This window comes from Achromobacter mucicolens (genome assembly GCF_902859725.1).
GTDB lineage: Bacteria > Pseudomonadota > Gammaproteobacteria > Burkholderiales > Burkholderiaceae_B > Achromobacter > Achromobacter mucicolens.
This window is the reverse complement of the sequence record NZ_CADIJP010000013.1, coordinates 127,138-147,799: the sequence shown is the minus strand read 5'-3', so window position 1 is coordinate 147,799 and position 20,662 is coordinate 127,138. Positions and strand designations below refer to the sequence as shown.

Annotated in this window: 20 protein-coding genes; 5 read left to right on the top strand and 15 right to left on the bottom strand. The window is 66.5% G+C overall.

What is annotated here, in order from left to right; translation table 11 throughout:
* Window positions 1-48 precede the first annotated feature (48 nt).
* The 3 genes from HV786_RS17920 to fdnG are packed head-to-tail and all read right to left on the bottom strand — an operon-like array spanning window position 49 to window position 4,652.
* Window positions 49-681 carry a formate dehydrogenase subunit gamma gene (locus tag HV786_RS17920; protein ID WP_062840087.1) on the bottom strand — a complete coding sequence of 211 codons (633 nt, stop codon included), beginning with the start codon at window positions 679-681 and terminating at the stop codon, window positions 49-51.
* Window positions 674-1,573 (bottom strand): formate dehydrogenase subunit beta, encoded by a 900-nt coding sequence (fdxH, locus tag HV786_RS17915; protein ID WP_056319313.1) that lies wholly within the window; start codon window positions 1,571-1,573, stop codon window positions 674-676. Before fdxH ends, HV786_RS17920 begins: the two co-directional genes overlap by 8 nt.
* 10 nt (window positions 1,574-1,583) lie before the next feature.
* Window positions 1,584-4,652: a formate dehydrogenase-N subunit alpha gene (fdnG, locus tag HV786_RS17910; RefSeq protein WP_175211431.1), complete on the bottom strand. Its 3,069-nt coding sequence runs from the start codon at window positions 4,650-4,652 to the stop codon at window positions 1,584-1,586.
* Window positions 4,653-4,885: 233 nt separating this feature from the next.
* On the opposite strand from fdnG, the gene HV786_RS17905 reads away from it, so the two are divergent.
* Window positions 4,886-6,472, top strand: a complete 1,587-nt coding sequence (locus tag HV786_RS17905; RefSeq protein WP_175211429.1) for a DUF1254 domain-containing protein — start codon at window positions 4,886-4,888, stop codon at window positions 6,470-6,472.
* Between the two features lie 77 nt (window positions 6,473-6,549).
* A complete protein-coding gene (locus tag HV786_RS17900) occupies window positions 6,550-7,056 on the top strand; it encodes an acyl-CoA thioesterase (RefSeq protein ID WP_128828645.1) in 507 nt (168 codons plus the stop codon).
* A gap of 82 nt (window positions 7,057-7,138) precedes the next feature.
* On the opposite strand, the gene HV786_RS17895 is transcribed toward HV786_RS17900, so the two are convergent.
* The 5 genes from HV786_RS17895 to HV786_RS17875 all read right to left on the bottom strand — a co-directional run bounded on the left by HV786_RS17895 (window position 7,139) and on the right by HV786_RS17875 (window position 12,464).
* Window positions 7,139-8,146, bottom strand: a complete 1,008-nt coding sequence (locus HV786_RS17895) for a sterol desaturase family protein (protein WP_128828646.1) — start codon at window positions 8,144-8,146, stop codon at window positions 7,139-7,141.
* A 2-nt stretch (window positions 8,147-8,148) separates the two neighbouring features.
* Window positions 8,149-8,949: a polysaccharide deacetylase family protein gene (locus tag HV786_RS17890; protein WP_175211427.1), complete on the bottom strand. Its 801-nt coding sequence runs from the start codon at window positions 8,947-8,949 to the stop codon at window positions 8,149-8,151.
* Window positions 8,933-9,913 (bottom strand): YVTN family beta-propeller repeat protein, encoded by a 981-nt coding sequence (locus HV786_RS17885; protein ID WP_175211425.1) that lies wholly within the window; start codon window positions 9,911-9,913, stop codon window positions 8,933-8,935. The genes HV786_RS17890 and HV786_RS17885 overlap by 17 nt, the downstream gene beginning before the upstream one ends.
* A gap of 197 nt (window positions 9,914-10,110) precedes the next feature.
* Window positions 10,111-10,959 carry a DUF2950 family protein gene (locus tag HV786_RS17880; protein ID WP_254599492.1) on the bottom strand — a complete coding sequence of 283 codons (849 nt, stop codon included), beginning with the start codon at window positions 10,957-10,959 and terminating at the stop codon, window positions 10,111-10,113.
* Window positions 10,960-10,982: 23 nt separating this feature from the next.
* A complete protein-coding gene (locus HV786_RS17875; protein ID WP_175211421.1) occupies window positions 10,983-12,464 on the bottom strand; it encodes a DUF3300 domain-containing protein in 1,482 nt (493 codons plus the stop codon).
* 229 nt (window positions 12,465-12,693) lie between these two features.
* Here HV786_RS17875 and HV786_RS17870 point away from each other — a divergent pair, with 229 nt between their 5' ends.
* Complete coding sequence (locus HV786_RS17870) at window positions 12,694-13,131, top strand: universal stress protein (RefSeq protein ID WP_128827116.1); 438 nt, start codon at window positions 12,694-12,696, stop codon at window positions 13,129-13,131.
* Between the two features lie 8 nt (window positions 13,132-13,139).
* Here the strand turns inward: HV786_RS17870 and HV786_RS17865 are convergent, their stop codons facing one another.
* From HV786_RS17865 to HV786_RS17850, 4 genes are all read right to left on the bottom strand, one after another.
* Window positions 13,140-14,144, bottom strand: a complete 1,005-nt coding sequence (locus tag HV786_RS17865; RefSeq protein ID WP_128827117.1) for a 2Fe-2S iron-sulfur cluster-binding protein — start codon at window positions 14,142-14,144, stop codon at window positions 13,140-13,142.
* Between the two features lie 11 nt (window positions 14,145-14,155).
* Entirely contained in the window at window positions 14,156-14,635 is a 480-nt protein-coding gene (locus tag HV786_RS17860; protein WP_128827118.1) for a GlcG/HbpS family heme-binding protein, read from the bottom strand.
* A gap of 29 nt (window positions 14,636-14,664) precedes the next feature.
* The gene (locus HV786_RS17855; protein WP_128827119.1) at window positions 14,665-16,125 is read right to left on the bottom strand and encodes an aldehyde dehydrogenase family protein; all 1,461 of its coding nucleotides are present in this window, start codon (window positions 16,123-16,125) and stop codon (window positions 14,665-14,667) included.
* A gap of 168 nt (window positions 16,126-16,293) precedes the next feature.
* Window positions 16,294-17,826: a hypothetical protein gene (locus HV786_RS17850; protein WP_175211420.1), complete on the bottom strand. Its 1,533-nt coding sequence runs from the start codon at window positions 17,824-17,826 to the stop codon at window positions 16,294-16,296.
* Window positions 17,827-18,055: 229 nt separating this feature from the next.
* On the opposite strand from HV786_RS17850, the gene HV786_RS17845 reads away from it, so the two are divergent.
* Together HV786_RS17845 and HV786_RS17840 are read left to right on the top strand one after the other, a co-directional pair.
* Entirely contained in the window at window positions 18,056-18,799 is a 744-nt protein-coding gene (locus HV786_RS17845; RefSeq protein WP_128827120.1) for a sulfite exporter TauE/SafE family protein, read from the top strand.
* A 79-nt stretch (window positions 18,800-18,878) separates the two neighbouring features.
* Window positions 18,879-19,601, top strand: coding sequence for a GntR family transcriptional regulator (locus tag HV786_RS17840; protein ID WP_056319346.1), 723 nt, complete (start codon window positions 18,879-18,881; stop codon window positions 19,599-19,601).
* 36 nt (window positions 19,602-19,637) lie between these two features.
* Here HV786_RS17840 and HV786_RS17835 read toward each other — a convergent pair whose 3' ends face one another.
* Genes HV786_RS17835 through HV786_RS17825 form a run of 3 tightly spaced genes read right to left on the bottom strand, consistent with a single transcriptional unit; the run spans window position 19,638 to window position 20,618 of the window.
* On the bottom strand, window positions 19,638-19,982 hold the full coding sequence (locus HV786_RS17835; protein ID WP_128827121.1) for a 2Fe-2S iron-sulfur cluster-binding protein: 345 nt from the start codon (window positions 19,980-19,982) through the stop codon (window positions 19,638-19,640).
* A gap of 4 nt (window positions 19,983-19,986) precedes the next feature.
* Complete coding sequence (locus HV786_RS17830) at window positions 19,987-20,322, bottom strand: ferredoxin (protein WP_128827122.1); 336 nt, start codon at window positions 20,320-20,322, stop codon at window positions 19,987-19,989.
* Window positions 20,319-20,618, bottom strand: a complete 300-nt coding sequence (locus HV786_RS17825) for a 2Fe-2S iron-sulfur cluster-binding protein (protein WP_056319481.1) — start codon at window positions 20,616-20,618, stop codon at window positions 20,319-20,321. The genes HV786_RS17830 and HV786_RS17825 overlap by 4 nt, the downstream gene beginning before the upstream one ends.
* Between the last annotated feature and the right edge of the window lie 44 nt (window positions 20,619-20,662).

The following is a 20,662-nucleotide window of genomic DNA, read 5'->3' as shown; positions in this document are numbered from 1 at the left end:
TGCGAAGAGGATAACAGCCGTGCGATCACGACATGCCGGGCCAAAAAACTATTTCTTCACCTGCTCCCGAAACCAGGCGCGATGGTGTTTCCACGCCCAGCCGGCGGTGACATAGCCGCGCAGCATTGCCGTGAGCGACCCCTTTACCCAGATCGCCGCGTAAATATGCACAATGATCGCGCAAATCAGCACCAGCGCACAAACCGCGTGCAGCACCGATGCGGCGCGGACCACCCAGATCGGGAAGTAGAACGCGAAATATTCGCGCCAGATCACGATGCCGCTGACCATCAGCCCCAGCATGCACAGGATCAGCACGAAGAACAGCAGCTTCTGGCCGGCGTTGTACTTGCCGACCTCGGGCAGCTTTTCCTCGCGGTTCTCGACCACATCGTTGAGCTGCCTGAGCCATTGGCGGTCCGCGCGGGTCAGCAGGTTGTGGCGCCACATGTGTCCAGCGAACACGGCAAAGCACACGAACATCACCACCCCGATGAACGGATGCAGGATGCGCGTCCAGGGCCCGCCCCCGAACAGGTTGGTCAGCCAGTACATCGACGGATGAAAAAGCGCCAGCCCGGACAGCGCGAGCAGGATGAACGTGAGCGCGATGATCCAGTGGTTGGTGCGCTCGCCCGGCGTGTAGCGCTTGATGCGGCGATAGTGGTGTTCTTCACTCATGGCGCACCTCCTCTTCGGCTCGACGTTCGTCTTCCTCGGTCACTTCGTTGCGGCCGACCCGCGCATAGTGGAAGAAGCCCGCCAGCGCGGTCAGCGCCATCGTGGCCAGGCCAAGCGGCTTGGCCAGCCCCTTCCAGAGCGACACCATCGGACTGATCTGCGGATCGGCGGGCAAGCCGTGGTACAGCCCCGGCTGGTCTGCATGATGCAGCACGTACATGACGTGCGTGCCGCCCACGCCTGGCGGATCGTAGACGCCGGCCTGCGCGAAGCCCCGCGATTTCAGGTCCTCGACGCGTTCGGCCGCATGCTGGTGCATGTCGTCCTTGGTGCCGAAGACGATGGCGCCGGTGGGACAGGCCTTGACGCATGCGGGCTCCATGCCGACGGCCACGCGATCGGAACACAGCGTGCACTTGTACGCCTTGTGATCCTTCTTGGAGATGCGCGGCACGTTGAACGGACAGCCGGTGATGCAGTAGCCGCAGCCGATGCAGTTTTCCTCGTGGAAATCCACGATGCCGTTGTTGTACTGAATGATGGCGCCCGGCGAGGGACAGGCTTTCAGGCAGCCCGGATCCTCGCAGTGCATGCAGCCGTCCTTGCGGATCAGCCATTCCAGGTCGCCAGCGGGGTTCTCGAATTCCGAGAAGCGCATGACGGTCCAGGAATGCTCGGTGAGGTCAGCCGGATTGTCGTAGACGCCCACGTTGACACCGATCTCGTCGCGCAGGTCGTTCCACTCCATGCAGGCGCTCTGGCACGCCTTGCAGCCGATGCACTTGGAGACGTCGATCAGCTTGGCGACCGAGCCCGTGACGGGTTCACGGATGCCCGGCGGCGGCGTGGTGGTGGCGGAGCGCCGCTTGATGTCCAGGGATTGCATTGACATGTCGGTTCTCCTATACCTTTTCGACCTTCACCAGGAACGACTTGAACTCCGGTGTCTGGGAGTTGCCGTCGCCCACGAATGGCGTCAGGGTGTTGGTGAGGAAGCCCGGCCTGGCGACGCCGACGAAACCCCAGTGGATCGGAATCCCGACCTGGTGCACCGTCTTGCCCTCGATGACAAGCGGACGGATGCGCTTGGTGACGAGCGCCACCGCCTTGATGTAGCCGCGGTTGGACGACACCTTCACGCGAGAGCCGTTGGGAATGCCCAGCTCCTTGGCCAGCGCCTCGCCGATCTCCACGAACTGCTCGGGCTGGAGAATCGCGTTGATGCGCACGTTCTTGGTCCAGTAGTGGAAGTGTTCCGTCAGCCGGTACGTGGTGGCCACATACGGGAAGTTCTCCACCGTGCCCATCGCCGCCAGGTCATCCTTGAAGATGCGCGCGGCCGGGTTGCTGGTGACGCCCTTGGCCTTCGGATGCAGCGGGTTGTAGCCCAGCGGGTTTTCGAAGGGCTCGTAGTGTTCCGGGAACGGCCCTTCGGCCAGGCCTGCCCGCGCAAAGAAGCGCGCCACGCCTTCCGGGTTCATGATGAACGGCCCCATGCCGCCCGCGGGGTTCTCGTCGCCCTTGAAGTCGGGGATGTCGGCGCCCACCCAGGCGCGGCCGTTCCAGGACACGACGCTGCGCCGCGGATCGAACGGCTTGCCTTGCAGGTCACAGGAGGCGCGGTTGTACAGGATTCGGCGGTTGGCCGGCCACGACCAGGCCCAGTTCAGGGTCTGGCCGATGCCGGTGGGATCGCTGTTGTCGCGGCGGGCCATGAGGTTGCCGCTGGGGCTCCAGGCGCCCGCGAAGATCCAGCAGCCGCTGGCGGTGGAGCCGTCGTCGCGCAGCTCGGCAAAGCCTGCAAGCTGCTCGCCGCCCTTACGCATGATCTTCGCCGGATCCTTGGGATCCGCAAGGTCGACGAGCGCGCGGCCCGTGTATTCCTTGGCCAGTTCCTCGGCCGTCGGGTTCTGCGGATTGGAATACGGCCACGACAGATTGACGATGGGATCGGGATACTTGCCGCCCTCGTCCTGGTACAGCTTGCGCAGGCGCGTAAAGATGAGCGCCATGATCTCGATGTCGCTCTTGGCCTCGCCCGGGGGTTCGGCGCCCTTCCAGTGCCATTGCAGCCAGCGGCCGGAGTTGACCAGCGCGCCGTCTTCCTCGGCAAAACAGGTGGTGGGCAGCCGGAAGACCTCGGTCTGGATCTTGGACGGATCCACGTCGTTGGCCTCGCCGGCGTTGCGCCAGAACTCGGACGTTTCCGTGACCAGCGGGTCCATGATGACCAGGAACTTGAGCTTGGCAAAGCCATCGTTCAGCTTGGCCTTGTTGGGCGCCGCGGCCAGCGGGTTGAAGCCCTGGGCGATGTAGCCGTTCATCTTGCCCTGGACCATCAGCTCGTAGACTTGCAGCATGTCGTACAGCTTGTCCAGCTTGGGCAGGTAGTCGAACGCCCAGTTGTTCTCGGCGGTGGCCGCGCCGCCCCACCAGGCCTTCATGAGGCTGACGTGGAACTTGGAATAGTTCTGCCAGTAGCTCAGCTGGTTGGGACGCAGCGGCTTGAGCGTGCGCGTGTCGATGTACTTGGCGTAGTCCTGCTCGGGCTCGTTGGGCAGCGTCATGTAGCCCGGCAGCAGGTTCGACATCAGGCCCAGGTCGGTCAGGCCCTGGATGTTCGAGTGCCCCCGCAGCGCATTCATGCCGCCGCCGGCGATGCCGATGTTGCCCAGCAGCAGCTGCACCATCGCGCCGGTGCGGATGATCTGCGAGCCGATGGAGTGCTGCGTCCAGCCCAGCGCGTACAGGATCGTGGCGGCCCGGTTGGTGGTGGCCGTGGACGCGAGCATGTCGCACACCGTCAGGAACTTGTCCTTGGGCGTGCCGCAGACCCGCTCGACCATTTCGGGCGTGTAGCGTGAGTAGTGCTTCTTGAGCAGCTGGTACACCGAACGCGGATGCTGCAGCGTGGGATCGGTCTTGACGTAACCGTCATCGCCGCGCTCGTAGTCCCAGCTTTGCTTGTCGTAGGTGCGCTTTTCGGCGTTGTAGCCCGAGTACAGGCCCGCGTCGAACGCGAAGTCCTCGCGCACGATGAACGAAAAGTCGGTGTAGTTGCGCACGTACTCGTGCTGGATCTTGTCGTTATCCAACAGGTACTTGATGACGCCACCCAGGAAGATGATGTCGGTGCCGGTACGTATGGGCGCGTAGAAGTCCGCCACGGATGCCGAACGCGTAAAGCGCGGATCCACGACGATCAACTTGGCCTTGTTGTGGGCCTTGGCTTCAGTGACCCATTTGAACCCGCAAGGGTGGGCCTCGGCGGCATTGCCGCCCATGATCAAAACTATGTCCGCGTTCTTGATGTCGACCCAATGGTTCGTCATCGCTCCACGGCCAAACGTCGGGGCAAGACCTGCCACCGTCGGGCCATGTCAGACACGGGCTTGATTGTCGAACGCCAGCATCCCCATGCTGCGCACAGTCTTGTGCGTGATGTAACCGACCTCGTTGCTGCTTGCCGAGGCGGCCAGCATGCCGGTGGTCAGCCACCGGTTTACCGTCTTGCCGTCCGCGGTCTTCTCGACGAAGTTCGCGTCGCGGTCGGCCTTCATGAGCTTGGTGATGCGGGTCAGGGCTTCGTCCCACGACATCCGGACCCATTTGTCCGAGCCGGGCGCCCGGTATTCCGGGTATTTCAGGCGATTCGGGCTATGGATGAAGTCGATCAGGGCCGCGCCCTTCGGACAGAGGGTGCCGCGATTGACGGGATGGTCGGGGTCGCCTTCGATGTGCATGATGCTGGCGCGGGCGTTCTTCGAGCCATCGCCCAGGCCGTACATCAGCAAACCGCAGGCGACCGAACAGTAGGGACAGGTGTTGCGCGTTTCGGTCATGCGCGCAAGCTTGAACTGGCGCACCTCGGCCATGGCCGTGCCGGGGGCAGCCCCCAGCATGGCCAGGCTGGAGCCCGCCAGCGTCGCACCGGTCACCTTGAAGAACTGGCGGCGATTCATGTTGACCATGAAGCACTCCTCTCCTGGTGAATGAAGGAAGCGAAAACGACTAGGACAAAAAGCCCTACAACTTCCAAGGGAATGTGAGGAAGTATAGGCCTTCAATAAGGGGTACGCCATGCCTGCTGGGGCGTCAGACCGCCGCTCTGGTCTGAATTTGACGGCAAAAGGCGCTTACTTCGCGGATTTTGTCGCAGTGCAGCACTGCTACGATGCCCGGCATTGCATGACTTGGAGCGCCGATGCGACGCCTTGCCCCCGTGGCCCGAACCCTTGCCCTGTCGCTGGCCATCGCGCCCTGCCTGCTGGCGCCGCAGGCGTCCGTCCACGCGGCGCCCGCATCCCAGTCGCCCGCCGCCGCCGCCACCGAGGCGGCGCAGCAGGCGGCGATGGAGGGCTATCTGTATTTCTATCCGCTGGTCGTCATGGACCTGACGCGCCGCCAGTTCACCCATCCGTCGCAAGGGTCGCAAGGCGCTGCGTCCAACACCTTTGCGCACGTGCGCGCCCTGCCCCGAGCGGGCGAGGCCACGCCGTGGTCGAACTTCGATGTGCTGCGCAGCACGGCGTGGCTGGACCTGACCGAGGGACCCGTCGTGCTGTCCGCGCCCGACACGGCGGGCCGGCGCTACACCCTGACGCTGCTGGACATGTGGACCGACGTCTTCGCGACGCTGGGCACGCGCACCACCGGCACGGCGAAGGGCAACACCGCCATCGTGCCGCCCGGCTGGACCGGCACGCTGCCCTCCGGCATGGCCCGTATCGACGCGCCCACCGTTCACGTCTGGGCGAAGGTGCTGATCGACACGCGCGGTGGCCCCGACCAGGCGACGGTCAACGCCTTGCAGGACGGCCTCGCCGTGACGCCGCTGGCGCAATGGAACCTGCCCGCGCAGGCGCCGCGCCCGAAGCCGGACCCGTCCCTCGACCTGAAGATCCCGGCAAGCGAACAGGTGGACGCCATGCCGACCGACGCGTTCTTTACCTATGCGGCCGAGTTGCTGCGCAAGCATCCGCCGCACGCGACGGACCAGCCGGTCCTCGTGCTGCTGCGGCGGGTGGGGCTGGCGCCGGGCCGTCCGTTCGACTTCGACAAGCTCGACCATTCCGCCAAGCAGGGCATGCGCCGCGGCGTGCGCGCGGCGCGCGACCGCATGGCGGCGGCGGCAGGCCACTCGCTGCGCGCCACGAACGGCTGGCTGCAGGAAACCGCCAGCATCGGCGTGTACGGCAACGACTGGTTGCGCCGCGCGCTGGCCGCGCAGGCCCAGCCGGGCAGTGGATTGCCCGAGGACCTGACCGTGCAAGTGCTAGCCACCGACAGCGAAGGCGCGCTGCTGGACGGCGCCCACGCATATACGCTGCACATCGGCAGCGACCAGTTGCCCGACACGGGCGCGTTCTGGTCGCTGGCAGCCTACGACGGCCAGGGCATGCCCGTGCCCAACCCGGTCAACCGTCACGCGCTCGGCAGCCGCGATCCGCTGCGCTACAACGCGGACGGCTCGCTGGACCTGATTTTCAGCAACACCGCGCCGGCGCCCGAGGACCAGTCCAACTGGCTGCCGATCCCCGCGGCCGGTCCGGTCGGCATGCTGCTGCGCGTCTACACCCCGGGTCCGGCGGTGCGCGATGGGCTGTGGACGCCCCCGGCCGTGAGCCGGATCGCAGCGGAAGTTGAGGAAGTTGCGGCCGGCGACCCGGCGGCCGGCGAACCGGGGGCCGGCCATCCGGGGGCCGGCCATCCGCCGCCGAGCGAACCAGGGGCCGGCCATCCGGCGGCAGCCGCAGAGACGCCGCCCGCGCTGCCCCCCAAGAAACCCTGATCCGCCGCGGAAATACGGCGCGATGTCATGCGCCTGCCGCTACCATTAGCCTTTTATTCATGAATGAGCCGCCCGCCATGGACGACGCCTTTAGCCACCAATTGTCGATGACCATCCTGATGACGCCAGACATGGCGAATTTCTCGGGAAACGTACACGGCGGAACCATCCTCAAGTATCTGGACCAGGTGGCCTACGCCTGTGCCAGCCGGTACGCCGGCCAATACGTCGTGACGCTGTCCGTGGACCAGGTGGTGTTCCGGGAACCGATCCACGTGGGCGAGCTGGTGACTTTTCTGGCAGCCGTGAACTACACGGGCCGCACGTCGATGGAGATCGGCATCAAGGTCGTGACCGAGGACATCCGCAAGAAGCTGGTGCGTCACACCAACAGCTGCTATTTCACGATGGTTGCGGTGGACGACAAGGGCGCCCCGACCGCGGTGCCGCCGCTTGAACCCCGCACGCTTGAGGAGAAGCAGCGCTTCAAGGCGGCCGGCCTGCGCCGCGAACTGCGTCAGGAAATGGAACGCCGCCACGGCGAGATCAAGCGCGAAACCACGCACGACACGCCGGGCGCCTGATTGCCGCGTGGCGGCCCGGCAGCAGTTATCCGGCCGCTATCCGATTCGCCCCCGCCGCTGGACAGCCAGCCGCGGGGTTTTTTCATGCGCGTTCGGCGCCAGCGGGCGGCACGGGCGGTGCAGCGGCCGGTTCGCGGTCGCGGCCGATCATGCGCTTGATGCCCAGCCATTGCTGCGACCAGAAACTCCGGCCGTAATCGCGTCCGCCCAGTTCGGCCTGCTGGTCGTGGATGCCCGTGGGGCCGTACCCGACGCCAAAGCGCGCGGTGCGAAACACGACGTCCCAGATCGGAAACAGCGCGGCAAAGTTGTAGCCGCCGGCCGGCCCCGGCGAGGAGGCGTCGTAGGCGATGGAATGATGATGGCGATGAAAGCGCGGGCTGACCAGAAGGCGTTCGCCCAGCGCGCCGAAATGCATGCGCAGGTTGGCGTGCGAAAAACTTTGCGCAAGCTGGGTAATCGCCACCACCATCACGAACTGCGCGGGCGGCACGCCCACCAGCTGCGACACGAACACGATGAGCACGTCGCGCAGCATGTCGTCCAGCAGGTGGTTGCGGTCGTCGCTCCAGATGGTCATCTGGCGCTGGCTGTGATGCACGGCATGCAGCGCCCACAGCCAGCCGAAGCGGTGCTGGGCGCGATGGTAGAAGTAATCCACCGCATCGAACAGCAGCAGGTAGATGATGAGGCTGACCCACGCCTTGTCCGTCACGCCGGGCCAGTACTGATCCAGCTGAAAGGGCGCGAAGCCCCACACGTGCAGCTGCCCGAAGACGCTGTCCCAGAAGGGATCGATGGTGAAGAACAGCACGAGCCGGAACGCGCCCAGCCGGTGGATCAGCGTGTACAGCACGTCGATGCCGATCTGGCGGCGGTCGGTGACCGGTTCCACGGGACGCAGGCGCTGCAGGGGCCCGAAGACCAGCACCAGCACCGCGACCTGAATCAGGCCCACCAGCAGCCACATGGTGGCGTCGTAGCCGTCTTCGATGAAGTTGCTCAGGCCCAGGTGGAACAGCGCGGGCTGAATCGCCGTCTCGAAGAGCCATTGCTGGCATTCCCCGAAGAGTTGGCTAAGCGTATCCATGATCAGTGATGCGTGGCGATCCAGTCGCGATAGGCCGGATGGGTGTTCAAGGTAGCGAAACAATAGCCCTTGCGCTGCAAACCTTCAATCAGCGGTTCCAGCACGGCGGGCGCCCAGGGGTCCTGACGCGACCAGATGCCCAGGTGGGCCAGCAGGATGTCGCCGGGCTTGATGGTGCGAAGCGCCTGGTCCAGCAGCTTGGCGTTGGGGTACTTGTCGCTGGGCAGCTCGTCGCCCAGGAAGCCGGCCGGCGACCAGCCCACGTGCTCGAAGCCGCAGACCTTGGCCGCCTTGAGCAGCGCGGGCGAGGTCTTGCCGCCGGGTGCGCGGTACAGCGGCAGCATGGCCTTGCCCGTCATCTGGCGGAACCGCTCGGCGGGACGGCGGATCTCGGCGCAGTACTGCTCGGCCGTCCACTCGGCGCGCTTGCCCGCGTCGGGCCCGGCGCTGGGTTTGACGCGGAACTTGCCGCCCGGCAGGTCGCCCTGCCAATAGACGTGGTCGTAGGTGTGCGAGCCGAAGGCATGGCCTTCGGCCGCGCGTGCCTTCCACCAGGGCGCCCAGACGTCGTCCAGACTGGCGCCGTCGGTCAGTGTGCGTTCGTTTGCCAGAAAGAAGGTGACCTTGACCTGATGGCGGGCCAGCACGTCGGCCACCAGCGGGGCAACGCCCATGTGACCGGTGTCGAACGTCAGGTACACGGGCTTGTCGCAGGTGGCCTGCGGCGCCGCGCCGGCCGCCGCGGTCGTCAGCGCCAGGCACAGGGCCGCGAAGCGGGCCGTTCCCTTAGCGGGTCGGCGCATGGTTCAACGTCCAGACGCCGTGGGGCGACTTGCCCACGGGCACTTGATTGACGACCTTCTTCTGTTCCAGATCCACCACCGTGAGCTTGCGCGCCCAGCGCGAGGTGACCAGCAGCGTCTTGCCGTCGGCCAGCACGTCCATGCAGTCCGGGCCGCCCGGCACCGGGAAGGTGTCCACGACCGTCAGCGTCTGCATGTCGATGCGGCTGATGGAGTTGGCGGTGCGGTTGCTGACGAACAGGTGGCGGTGGTCGCCCTGCGCCCGGAAGGCGTGCGCGCCCGGTGCGGTCTGGATGCGCTTGACCAGCTTGGCCGGGCCGTTGCTGACGTCATAGGCTTCCACGTACGAGTCGCCGGTCAGCGCCACCAGCAGCGTCTTCTGGTCGGGCGTCAGGAACACGTCGGCGGGCGTCTTGCCGACGGACACCGTCCACTTGGGGGTCTGCGTGGCCAGGTCGATGGCGATGAGCTGATCGCTGTCCTGCAGCGTGACGTAGGCCGTCGTGCTGTGCTTGTCGATCATGATGTGGCTGGGCGTCTTGCCCGCCTGGATGCGCTTGACCAGCGTCAGGTCAAAGCCTTTTTCCAGCGGCTTCCAGGCATAGATGTCGATGTGGTCCAGGCGGTTGGCCGCCGTGACGAACCACTTCATGTCCGGCGAGAACTGCAACTGGTAGGGATCGACGATGCCGGTCAGCGTGCGCTGCACGTCGCCCGTCTTGGGATCCATCAACGTGATGGTGTCGCCAGTGGCGTTGGCCACCATGAGCGACTTTTCATCGGGCGTCAGATACAGGTGATGCGGCTCTTTGCCCGTGGGCACGCGGCGCAGTTCCTTGTAGGTGGCCGGATCGATGATGCTGACGTTGGCGTCCAGGGAGTTCAGGACAAAGATCGGGGCCGAAGCCGCCGCGGCGCTAAGCGCCATCCCCACGCCGAAAACGGCGTAGCGGAGGAAAGACATGGGGTTCAATTTGGAGATCCGGCAAAGGGAAATCGGGCAGTCACCCGGTGCTCGCCATTGTAGGCACAGCCGCCTGACAAAAGGGCCACAGGGAGGCTTGTGAATGCGGCGCAGCAAGGGCTTGAGGGGCAAACCCGCACTCCTGTTGCGACCCCGCAACAGGCCCCCGAACTGGGCGTCATATGGCCCCTAAAAACCTATCTGACGGGCGCGGCCTGGCCGTTCGCGTCGACCCAGTTTCCGGTGCGGATGTCGGCCTCCCGCAAGGCCGCCGCGCGCGCCGCCGACGACGGTCCCAGATCGCTTTCCAGGACGCCGCCTTCCGGACCGACGACGAACGTGCCGATCCCCGTCTGCCCGTACCGCGCGGGCCACGCGACGATGCGATATGCGTTGTCCGGCCCGCCCGGCAGCACTTTGTAGCGATAGCCGAAATAGGCGTCGTCCACGGGCACGTCGGGGCCCATCGCCAGCGCGTCCGGTCCGAACGCCTGCTGGGGCGCGCCCGGCACGTCCGGCCAGTAAAGACCGTCGCGTTCGCCCGCGCGGCTGACCAGCCGCATGGCATACCGGCCCTGACCCACTCCCTGCGCATAGCGCGTCTGCGCGGCCTGCAATTCCTGCAGGGTTTCGATGGCGGTCAGCTCGTTGCGGTCGATGGCGCGGCGCTGGATCTCCGCCTTGCCCGCCACCGGGTCGAAGCGCCATCCCTGGCCGGCGCGCACCAGCGGCACCGGCAGCGTCCAGCCCGACTCGCCCACCGTCACCCACGCCCGGCCGCCGTCCGCGACGATGTCGTGCTTACGCACCCACGCCGCCAGGTAGCGATAGATATTCTCCTGGTCGACGCCGCCCGGCACGAGCTGCCGGTGGTTCGGGCCCAGCACTTTTCTCAGGGCATCGACGTCGTTCAGGGCCAGCGAATCGGTGAACGCCTGCGCGGCGGCCTGGGCGCTGGGATACACGGCCTGCGACATGGCGGGCGCCGCTGCGCCGAGCGCGAGGGCCAAGGCAAGACACAGCGCGCGCAAACGGGCGATCGTCATAGGTAGTCCCTTGTCCATGATGCTTATCTCCGGCCGCCGCCACCGCCACGGCCGCCCCCACCGCCGCGCGGGGAGCCTGCGCCGCCGCCGCGATTGGGCGCGCTGGCGCCGGTGCTGCGTTGGCCGCCGCCGCCACGGCTCATCTCGCCGCGCTGGTTCTGCTGCCGCATGCGGTCGCCGTCGCCCGCCCCGGAGAGGGCGTTCTGGCTATTCGATGACCGCGCCCGGTCGCGCGCCGCCGCTTCGTCGGCGCGCTGGCGCTGTGCCGCCGCCTGGCGGTCCTGCGTGGAGGCGCCGCCGGTCGATACGCTGGCGCCTCGGTCCTGCGGGCGGTTCTGGGTCGATACGCTGGCGCCGCGATCCTGCGGCCGGTTCTGGGTCGACACGCTGGAACTGCGATCCCGCGCGCCCTGCCCCGCTTGCGGCCCCTGCCCCCGGCCCGCCGCGCCGTCGCCCCGCGCCGCGCCCTGGCCGCGCGAACCATCGGCCCCGGCATGCCCCGCAATGGGCTGTCCGGTGCGGCCTTCGAAGGACTGCGCCGCCCGCTGCCGCGCGTCGTCGCGAGACCCTGCGGCGGGCGCCGTGCCCGTCGTCCGGGCCCCTGTGCCGCCCGACTGGGCCCGGCTCTGCAGCCCCGCCTGCCGCTGGCTGTCAAACCGCTGGCGGCTGGCCGAGTCCGCATACGGCGCGTTGCCCCGGTTGGCGGCGTTGTGCTGCCAGGTGGCCCGGTTGCTGTTCACGTTGTTGCGGTCGATGCGATTGTTGACGTTGATGTTGTTGTAGCGGTCCACGTCGATATCGACGTCGCCGTGCCCCCAGTTGGCGTCGCCCCACAACGAATTGATCGCCGCCACGCCCACGCCGAAGCCGATGCCCGCCACGAGCGCGCTCCCGAACACCGAGCCGGGCGGCGGCGGATAGTAATAAGGAGGGTATGACGGATAAGCCCACGTGCCGTAGACCACCGTGGGGTTGTAACTGGGCACGTAGACCACCTGCGGATCGGCCGGTTCGATCACCACCACGGTCTTCTCGTTGGCCGTGGTGGTCTTGACCGTCTGCTGCGGCGTGCTTTTCAGATTGCCTGCCTTTTGCGCCTGCGTGCGCAGCCGCTGGACGGCGTCCATCACGGCCTCGGGTTGCGCCAGGAAAGCGTCGCCCACGGACTTCACCCAGCCGGGCTCGCGGCCCATCATGTCCATGACCGAGGGAAAGGCGACCAGCGACTTGACGCTGGGATCCCAGGTTTCGGCGTCCACGGCGCGCACGGCGTCGTCGCCGGACTGATCGGTGTGCGCGGCCGACCATTTGGCGGCGGCCGCGATGTCGTCCGGGTACGTGGACCCCATGAGAATCTGCGACAGCAGCGCATCCGGGTAAAGCGCCACGGGCGCCATGAGCTGATCGAGCTGCGCGTTGCTGAGCTTGGTCTGCGCCAAGGCGGGAAAACAGAGGGACAGCCCCAGGCACATCAGGCCGATGAACCACTTTTGCAGTCGCCGCATTTCCGTTCTCCGCACACAGCAAGACGCCACAAGCCAGGAGGGAACCGCCGGATATCGCCCGGTCAATATATGCCTAACGCCGGCGGTTTGGAAGCGCTGCGGGAAGATGAACGGTGTCAGACACCGGTGCGCACGCGGCTCGTCCTTTTGCACGCTGGTTTGCGTTCGCCCAGGGGCCTATACTGGATTCGCCGTTGCTGGACATTCCTTTTCCTAAAGGAGAGGCAACATGTACAGGCACTTGCTCATCGCCGTGGACGGTTCGCTGCTGTCCGAATCGGCATTCAAGCGCGCGCTCGTTTTCGCCAAGGAAATGGGCGCCACCATCACCCTGCTGCGCGCCATCCCGGAGGACCATCTGCTGGTCTACCAGGCCGAGATGCTGGGCACAACCGAAGGGCACCACACCGACCAGGCGCGCCGCAATGCGCAGGCGTATCTGGACGGACTTGAGACCGAGGCGCGGCACGCGCTCGTGCCTTGCGAAGCGATCGTCATCGTGAACGACCATCCGCACGAGGCCATTGTCGAGACCGCGCAGAAGACCGGGTGCGACCTGATCGTGATGGGCTCGCACGGGCGGCACGGAATGACGGGCTTTCTGCTGGGCAGCGAAACGCAGCGCGTGCTGGCGCGCACGCGGCTGCCGGTGCTGGTGTATCGCTAACCCGGCGATCAGACGGCGGCCAACGCGTGCTGGAAGGTGAAGCTGTCGGCGTACAGGTGATCCAGGCTGGCGCCCCGTTCGGCCAGCAGGCTTTTGGCCTGGCGGATCATTTCGGGCGCGCCGCACAGATAGAAGGCATGCTCGGACAGGTCGGCGTGGTCGGCCAGGACCGCCTCCTGCACATAGCCGCGACGCCCCTGCCAATCCGCCCCCGCGCGCGACAGCACGGGCACGAAGTTGAATTCGTACAGGCGGGACGCCCAGCTTTGGATCTCGTCGCGCAGGTACAGGTCGGCTTCAGTGCGCATGCCCCAATACAGCGTCACGGGCGGGCAGTCCTCGTTGTCCAGCAGCGATTCGAGGATGGCCTTGATCGGTGCAATGCCGGTTCCCGTGGCCATCATGATGAGCGGGCGCCAATCTTCCTCGTGGTAGCTGAAGACGCCCAGCGGCGCCTCGATTTCCACGGACGCGCCCGCCACCGCCTGCCCCAGCCACTGGTCCGTGTAGCGGCCGCCGGGAATGCGCCGCACATGAAAGTCGACCAGGTTGCCCGCAGGCGCCGAGGCCATGGAGAAACTGCGCGTCTCGCCGTCGGGCAGCACCACGTTCATGTACTGGCCGGGCACGTAGTCCAGCGCCTCTGGCAGCGCCAGCGTCAGGTGGATGACGTCGTCGCAGAAGCGATGGATGCGGTGGATCGTGGCGCAGATGCGGCGGGGATCGGGAAACACCTGCCGGCTGCTGGCCACGCTGATGCACAGGTCGCCGGCCGGACGCGCCTGGCAGGCCAGGGCAAAACCCTGTTCGGCCTCTTCGGGGGTCAGCGCCATGGGGAATTCGTCGTAGCGCACCGCGCCCGATTCCAGCTTGATGCGGCAGGTGCCGCAGCCGCCGAACGTGCATTCGTGCGGCAGCTTCACCGATGACCGCTCCGCGGCCTGCAGCACGGTTTCGCCTTCTTCGACCTCAAAGGCGGTTTCGGTTTCCAGGATGTGCACGCGGTATGCCATGGCGCCCTCGCCTATTTCTTGATGTCCGCTTCGACCAGCACCTTCATGCCGCGCGGCTCCAGCAGTTCGCGCAGTGCGGCCAGCGCCGCCAGGCCGGCTTTCGTGTCCTGCTCGCCGTTGCCGCCGCTCAGGCCCACGCCGCCGATCACCTCGCCGTTCACGACGATGGGGAAACCGCCGACGAACACCGCGAACTTGCCGTCAAAGCTCCACTGGATGCCGAAGGCTTCGTTGCCGGGCAGCGCCGGGCCATTCGGCGGAGTGTTGAACAGGTGGGTCGAGCGCTTGTGGCCGGCGGCGGTGAAGGCCTTGTTCCAGGCGATCTGCGGACCGGTGATGCGCGCGCCGTCCATGCGCTCCAGCGCGATCGGATGGCCGCCATCGTCCACGATGCAGATCGATTCCAGGACGCCGATCTCCTGCGACTTGGCGATGGCGGCGCGCACCATGACGCGCGCTTCTTCGAGTTCCAGGCGATAGATCTGTTTCATGTGCAAAACCTCTGGTGGGGGATGGGCCGTCAGCCGGCGCGGTAGACGGTCTTGATCTGGGTGTAGAACTCCAGGCCCACGCGACCCGACTCGCGGAACGTGGACGTGCTGGAATGCTTCAGGCCGCCGAACGGCGCGTTGATCAGGTTGCCGGTGGTGGTGCGGTTGATCTTGACGGTGCCCGCCTGGATGTCGCGCGCAAAGCGGTGCGCGTAGCGCGCGTCGGTGGTGGCGATGGCGGCCGACAGGCCGTATTCCGTGTCATTGGCTTGGGCGATGGCGTCTTCATAGCCGTCGACCTCGATCAGCGCGATCACTGGCCCGAAGATTTCCTCGCGGGCGATGCGCATCTGCTGGGTCACGCCGGCAAAGAGCGCGGGCGTCACGTAGTACCCGCGGTCAAAGCCGGGACCGGTCAGGCGGTCGCCGCCATGGAGGTGCGTGGCCTCTTCCTTGCCCAGCTCGATGTAGCCGAGCACGTTGTCCAGCTGCCGGGCGGTGGCCAGCGGGCCCAGGTCGAAGTTGCCTTCCAGCCCGTTGCCGATGGTCAGCGTGCGGATCTTGGCCAGCAGCTTTTCCGTGTAGGCCTGGCTGACCTTGCGATCGACCAGCACGCGGCTGGTGCCCGTGCAGGCCTGGCCGCTCAGTGAGAAGCCGCCCTTGACCGCCAGGTCCACGGCCCGGTCCAGGTCGGCATCGGCTAGCACGATCAACGGATTCTTGCCGCCCAGTTCCATCTGCGTACGGGTGGTCAGCCCCGCGGTCCGGTGAATCTGCTCGCCGGCGGCTGTCGAGCCGGTGAACGAAATGGCGCGCACCTGGGGCGCCCCCGTGATGGCTCCGCCCACCGCGCCCGCCGGGCCGGTCAGGAAGTTCAGCACCCCGGCGGGCAGACCGGCGCGCACGAACGCTTCGGTCAGGCGATAGCCCGACATCGGCGCGTCGGAAGACGGCTTGAACACCACCGTGTTGCCCATGATGAGCGCGGGCGCAATCTTGCGCGCCGGGATCGAGATGGGGAAATTCCACGGCGAGATCACGGTCACCACGCCCAGCGGCTCGCGCTGGCTGTAGACGATCATGTCCGGGTCGTCGTTGACGAAGGTCTCGCCCGTGAAGGACTGGCCCTCGACGGCGTAGAAGCGGATCGTCTGCGCCGAACGCAGCACCTCGTCTTTGGCCAGGTTCACGCCCTTGCCCTCTTCGCGGGTCAGTTCGCGCGCAATGGAATCGGCGTTGTCTTCCAGATGCTGCGCCGCCCGGAACAGGATGGCCGCGCGCTTGGAGATCGGCGTGTCGCGCCACGCGGCGAAGGCGGCCTCGGCGGCCTGCACGGCCTGCCGGGCGTCATCGGCGCCGGACACCTGAAAGTGGCCCACCACGTCGTCGATGTCGGCCGGATTGCGGTTGGGCGCGGTCTTGCCCGTGCCGCTGGGCGTCCACTGGCCGCCGATGTAGTTCAAAAAGGCTTGCTGCGAGAGATCGTCCACGGGAGCGCTTCCTTGAGTTGGGTCCGGCGTGGCCGGGCGTGAGGCGTTCGGGCTAATTTCAGAACATTGTATACTTTAATCACTATGCGGCGATCAGTGGAAACCCCACCCGATCCGGCAGCAAAAAGGCTCCCTCGCGGGAGCCTTTTCCCATGCGCGCGCTGAACATCAACGCCAGATCAGCACCGCGCAGGTGGTCGAAACGAACAGCGCAAGCAGCACCGGCAGCAACAGCGCGCGAACGAGCGACAGCACGTTGACCCGCGCGAACCCCGCCACGGCGATCAACGACGACCAGGCAATCAGCGTGCCGCCGCCCGTCCACACCGCGCCCATCTGCCCCACCGCCGCCAACGTGGCGGGGTCCACGCCCACCACCGGGCCCAGCGCGCCGGACAGCGTGCCGGTGAGCGGCAGCCCGGCAAAGCCGGAGCCGTCGATGCCGGTGATCATGCCGACAAGGAGCACGCCGAAGGCGACCAGGAAGTGGTTCTCGGGGATCAGGTGCTGGGCCGCCGAAATGACTTCGAACAACAAGCCGGGGGCCTGCGCCGCAGGCACGCCCAGGATCTGCGCCGCTGTCTCATTGGCGCCCACGAAGAAGAAGCCGGCAATCGGCAGCACCGAGCCCATTGCTTTGAAGGCGAACACGAAGCCGTCGGTCACGTGCTCCGGACAGACGTCCAGCATCTTGCGCGGGCCCTCGGCCGCCAGGGTCACCAGCATCATGACCACGAAGGCCACACCGCCCACCAGCGCCGCCGCATCGCCGCCGCGCAGCGCGGGCAGCGACGGAAAGAGGCGGGGCAGCACCATCACCCCAATCACGGCCAGGAACGCCAGCGGCGTCACCACGGCAAACACCTTGGACCAGCGCACGCGGCGGCGCTCTTCTTCACTCAGCACCGGGCCGCTGGGCAAGGCCGGATCGGCGCCCATGGTGCCGCGCGCGAGTTCCGCCTTGTCGAACGAGCCGGCCTGTTCGATCTTCGCCAGGCTGCCGTCCTGCGCGCGGGCCTGCCAGGCCGACAACAGGGCCGGATCGGCCGGCACGATCTGGCGGCGCACCAACAGGTAGGCCGCCACCAGCGCGATCCCGCCGGTGATCAGCGACAGCACGAGCGCGCGGTCTGCCACCACCGCCGCGCTGACGGCCGCCCCCGCCGCCTTGGCGCTGATGCTGGGCGCCACGCCGATCACGTAGTCGGAGGACAGGGCCATGCCCTGGCCCGCGATGGCGATGGCCATGGCGCCGGCCAGCGGCGGCAACCCGGCGGCAATGGCCGCGGGCAGCAGGATGGCGGAGACCAGCGGCACGGCGGGCGTGGGCCAGAAGAACAGCGAGATCACGTAGGTACAGAGGGCGATGATCACGAAGGACGAATGCCCGCCCCGCATGACCCGCCGGAACGGCTGCACCATGCGCACGTCCGCCTGAAGCGTCTTGAGCGCGTTGAGCAGCGCCGTCATGAACGTGATGACCAGAAAGATATTGAAGAGCTCCTTGGCGGCGACAAAGCTGGCCGAAAAGATGCCGATCAGCCCGCTGATCGGATTGCCCGTGATCGCCAGCACCACCAGAAACGTGCCGATGACCGATGGCACCACGACATTGGCGCGCAGGATCATCGTCAGGATGATGGCGGCCACGCTGATCAGGTAAATCCAATGAGCCGCAGTGAGCACGACGTCGGATTGCATGCGCTATTCCCCTTGTATGCGTGGCTGTTGGGTCGCCACACTCGGTATACTATATTTCGTTGGAGACCATACCAATCGAAATATGCACCGCCTAGGGAAAGCGATAGTGCGGTTTTCGGACACCTTTTGGACGAAAAATCAAGGGATTACCCTTAATTTTCTGGTTTTGTCTGGCGGTGTTCGATTTCCTAGATAGACTATCGTATACATAAATTACAAAGTCCGACGCATGCTGTCTTCCCTGTCGTTCCCGGATCCGTGGCACTACGCCGCCATGGCGGCCGTGGTGTTTGGCGCCGCCGTGGCGCAGGGCGTGGGCGGGGTGGGATTTGCGATGTTCGCCGCGCCGGTTGCGGCGATGTTCTTTCCGCAGCTCGCGCCCGGACCGCTTCTGACGCTGGGCGGCTTCATCTCGCTGTTGACCGCCCTGCGCGAGCGCGCCGCCATCGATTGGCCCGCCGTCTCGTACGCGTTGGCGGGGCGGGCCGTCGGCACCTTGATCGCCATCTATGCCATGGCGCGCTTCGCCCCGCAGCCGCTGGGCGTGCTCTTTGCCTGCATGATCCTCGCCGCCGTGGCGCTGAGCGTGGCGGGCCTGCGGTTTTCCGCCACGCCCGGACGGGTGTCGGGCGCGGGCGTCGCCTCCGGCATCATGGGCACGATGACTTCGGTGGGCGCGCCGCCCATTGCCATCGTGCTGCAGCATGCCGCCCCGCCGCGGCTGCGCGCCACGCTGGGGATGGTGCTTTTTCTGGGATCCATTTTTTCGCTGGCCATGCTGGCGCTGGCCAAGCGCTACACGGGTTATCACGCGGGCCTGGCGCTTAGCCTGGCGCCATTTCTGCTGGCCGGTTTTGCGGTCTCCAACCGGCTGCGCACCCTGCTGCCACCGCGCGCCGTCCGCGGCGTGCTGCTCGCGGCCTGCGCCATGGGCGCGGTGGGGGTGCTGGTCAAGACATTCTGGGTGCACTGATGCGGCACGCCACCGGCGACGGCCGGCGACACCCGGTAATACAATGGAGACTGTATCCATTACGCCAAACCTGCTCGCCATGACAACCTCCCCCGTCAGTCCGCAAGCCGCAGAGACGCAGCACTCCTCCCCGCTGAAGATCGGCGAGCAGCATCCGCAGTTGTTTGCCGTCATCCGGGACAAGCTGCGCGAACGCATCCTGAGCGGCGAATTCACGCCCGGCGACCGCCTGGTCGAAGGCCGCCTGTCCGAGGAAATGGGCGTGTCCCGCATCCCGGTGCGCGAGGCGCTGCGCGCGCTTGCCGCCGAAGGCCTGGTCACGATCGAGCCGCGCCGCGGCGCGTCCGTGTCGGTGCTGTCGGACGCCGTGGCCTACGACATGGTGGAAGTGCGCGCCACGCTGGAAGGCTTGAACGCCAAGCTGGCCGCGCAGCGCCGCGACGAGAAAACGGTCGAGCGCCTGCAGGCCTTCCTGCGCGAGGGCACCGAGGCCGCGCGCGAAGAGAAGCTGGACAAGTTCCTGGCGCTGAACTCGCAGTTTCATGAAATGCTGGCCACGATCGGCGGCAACGTGGTGCTGACCGACCTGATGCGCTCGCTGCGCGACCGCACCGCGCTGCTGTTCGCGCCCAGCAACATGCGCCGGGCCAAACAGAACTGGGACGACCATTCGCAGATCCTGAACGCCGTCATCGCCGGCAATGGCGATCTGGCAGCGCTCTTGGCCAGCCAGCATGTGCACAACGCCGCCAAGGCCTACGCCGAGGCACAGCAGCCGCCGCAGCAGGCCTCCGTGGCCTGATTGCCGAGCGCCGGCGCCCCCAGGCGCCGGCCTCATTCATGCCGGGGACGCTTCTACCGGGCCGGGCGCCGCGCCCACCACGATGCCCTTGCCGTTCTGCACCACCCACGACACCTTGACGTCGCCATTCACGAAGGTCTGGCAGGCCATGCGGTAGCCGGCCTCGAAGTCCTCGGGCCGCAGGTGCTTGCGCTCTTTGGGCTTGATGGCGTCCGTGTTTTCCAGCCCTTCCTCGATCCGGCACTTGCAGGTGCCGCACAGGCCGCCCCCGCACTTGAACGGGATGCCGCCCTTTTCCTTGAGCGACACGCGCAGAAGGTTGCTGTTCTCCGGCGCGGTCGCGACCTTGCCGCCGTTGGATATGAACGTGATCTGAACCATGTTGTCAGTGCTCCGTGACGCGCACGCCGGACCGCAGCGTCAGCGTCGACGCCATGCTGCCAAAACGCGTCAGGTGCGCGAGCTCCTTGCGGGCCGCGTCCACCGACGAGAACTTCTCCAGAAACTTGGACGGCACGTGGTTGACCACGTAGGGCGGCGTTTCCTCGGTGACGACCAGCTTGATCTCGCGGTCCAGGCGGGCGATGCTGAAGACGGCCAGCGCGCGCCCGTAGAACACGTAGTCATAGGTCTCGATGATGTCCGCGCCCTCGCCCGCCTCGGTGCGGAAGATGCCGGGCTTGGAGGTCAGGATCACATAGGTCGAATCCTGCGCCATCATGCCTCCACGTCCTGGGTCAACTCGATGTCGCTGTTCAACCAGAGCTGGCACGCCAGCCGGTAGCCTTGCTCGACGCGTTCGCCCAGCTGCTTCTTTTCCTTCCAGTTCACCGGCGGCAGATGTTCGGCCCCGGCGATGATGCGGCAGGCGCACTTGGCGCACTTGCCCATGCCGCATTCGTAGCGCAGATGCGGAAACGGAAACTGCTTGATGCCGGCCCGCACCACCAGGTTGGTGTTGTCCTTCACCACGTCGGTGTAGGTCTGGCCGCCTTTATGAAACACAACGGTAGGCATGAGGTCTTCGTCCAGGTTCTGCGGTGCGGCGCCCGCCCGGGCGT

What these genes read in the sequence shown, in the direction of transcription:
- fdxH (WP_056319313.1), bottom strand. Translation starts at nt 1,573, where the DNA reads ATGTCAATGCAATCCCTGGACATCAAGCGGCGCTCCGCCACCACCACG.
- HV786_RS17895 (WP_128828646.1), bottom strand. Translation starts at nt 8,146, where the DNA reads ATGGATACGCTTAGCCAACTCTTCGGGGAATGCCAGCAATGGCTCTTC.
- HV786_RS17830 (WP_128827122.1), bottom strand. Translation starts at nt 20,322, where the DNA reads ATGATGGCGCAGGATTCGACCTATGTGATCCTGACCTCCAAGCCCGGC.
- HV786_RS17850 (WP_175211420.1), bottom strand. Translation starts at nt 17,826, where the DNA reads ATGCAATCCGACGTCGTGCTCACTGCGGCTCATTGGATTTACCTGATC.
- HV786_RS17920 (WP_062840087.1), bottom strand. Translation starts at nt 681, where the DNA reads ATGAGTGAAGAACACCACTATCGCCGCATCAAGCGCTACACGCCGGGC.
- HV786_RS17885 (WP_175211425.1), bottom strand. Translation starts at nt 9,913, where the DNA reads ATGTCTTTCCTCCGCTACGCCGTTTTCGGCGTGGGGATGGCGCTTAGC.
- HV786_RS17900 (WP_128828645.1), top strand. Translation starts at nt 6,550, where the DNA reads ATGGACGACGCCTTTAGCCACCAATTGTCGATGACCATCCTGATGACG.
- HV786_RS17880 (WP_254599492.1), bottom strand. Translation starts at nt 10,959, where the DNA reads ATGACGATCGCCCGTTTGCGCGCGCTGTGTCTTGCCTTGGCCCTCGCG.
- HV786_RS17840 (WP_056319346.1), top strand. Translation starts at nt 18,879, where the DNA reads ATGACAACCTCCCCCGTCAGTCCGCAAGCCGCAGAGACGCAGCACTCC.
- HV786_RS17870 (WP_128827116.1), top strand. Translation starts at nt 12,694, where the DNA reads ATGTACAGGCACTTGCTCATCGCCGTGGACGGTTCGCTGCTGTCCGAA.
- HV786_RS17825 (WP_056319481.1), bottom strand. Translation starts at nt 20,618, where the DNA reads ATGCCTACCGTTGTGTTTCATAAAGGCGGCCAGACCTACACCGACGTG.
- HV786_RS17845 (WP_128827120.1), top strand. Translation starts at nt 18,056, where the DNA reads ATGCTGTCTTCCCTGTCGTTCCCGGATCCGTGGCACTACGCCGCCATG.
- HV786_RS17875 (WP_175211421.1), bottom strand. Translation starts at nt 12,464, where the DNA reads ATGCGGCGACTGCAAAAGTGGTTCATCGGCCTGATGTGCCTGGGGCTG.
- HV786_RS17905 (WP_175211429.1), top strand. Translation starts at nt 4,886, where the DNA reads ATGCGACGCCTTGCCCCCGTGGCCCGAACCCTTGCCCTGTCGCTGGCC.
- HV786_RS17860 (WP_128827118.1), bottom strand. Translation starts at nt 14,635, where the DNA reads ATGAAACAGATCTATCGCCTGGAACTCGAAGAAGCGCGCGTCATGGTG.
- HV786_RS17835 (WP_128827121.1), bottom strand. Translation starts at nt 19,982, where the DNA reads ATGGTTCAGATCACGTTCATATCCAACGGCGGCAAGGTCGCGACCGCG.
- HV786_RS17865 (WP_128827117.1), bottom strand. Translation starts at nt 14,144, where the DNA reads ATGGCATACCGCGTGCACATCCTGGAAACCGAAACCGCCTTTGAGGTC.
- HV786_RS17890 (WP_175211427.1), bottom strand. Translation starts at nt 8,949, where the DNA reads ATGCGCCGACCCGCTAAGGGAACGGCCCGCTTCGCGGCCCTGTGCCTG.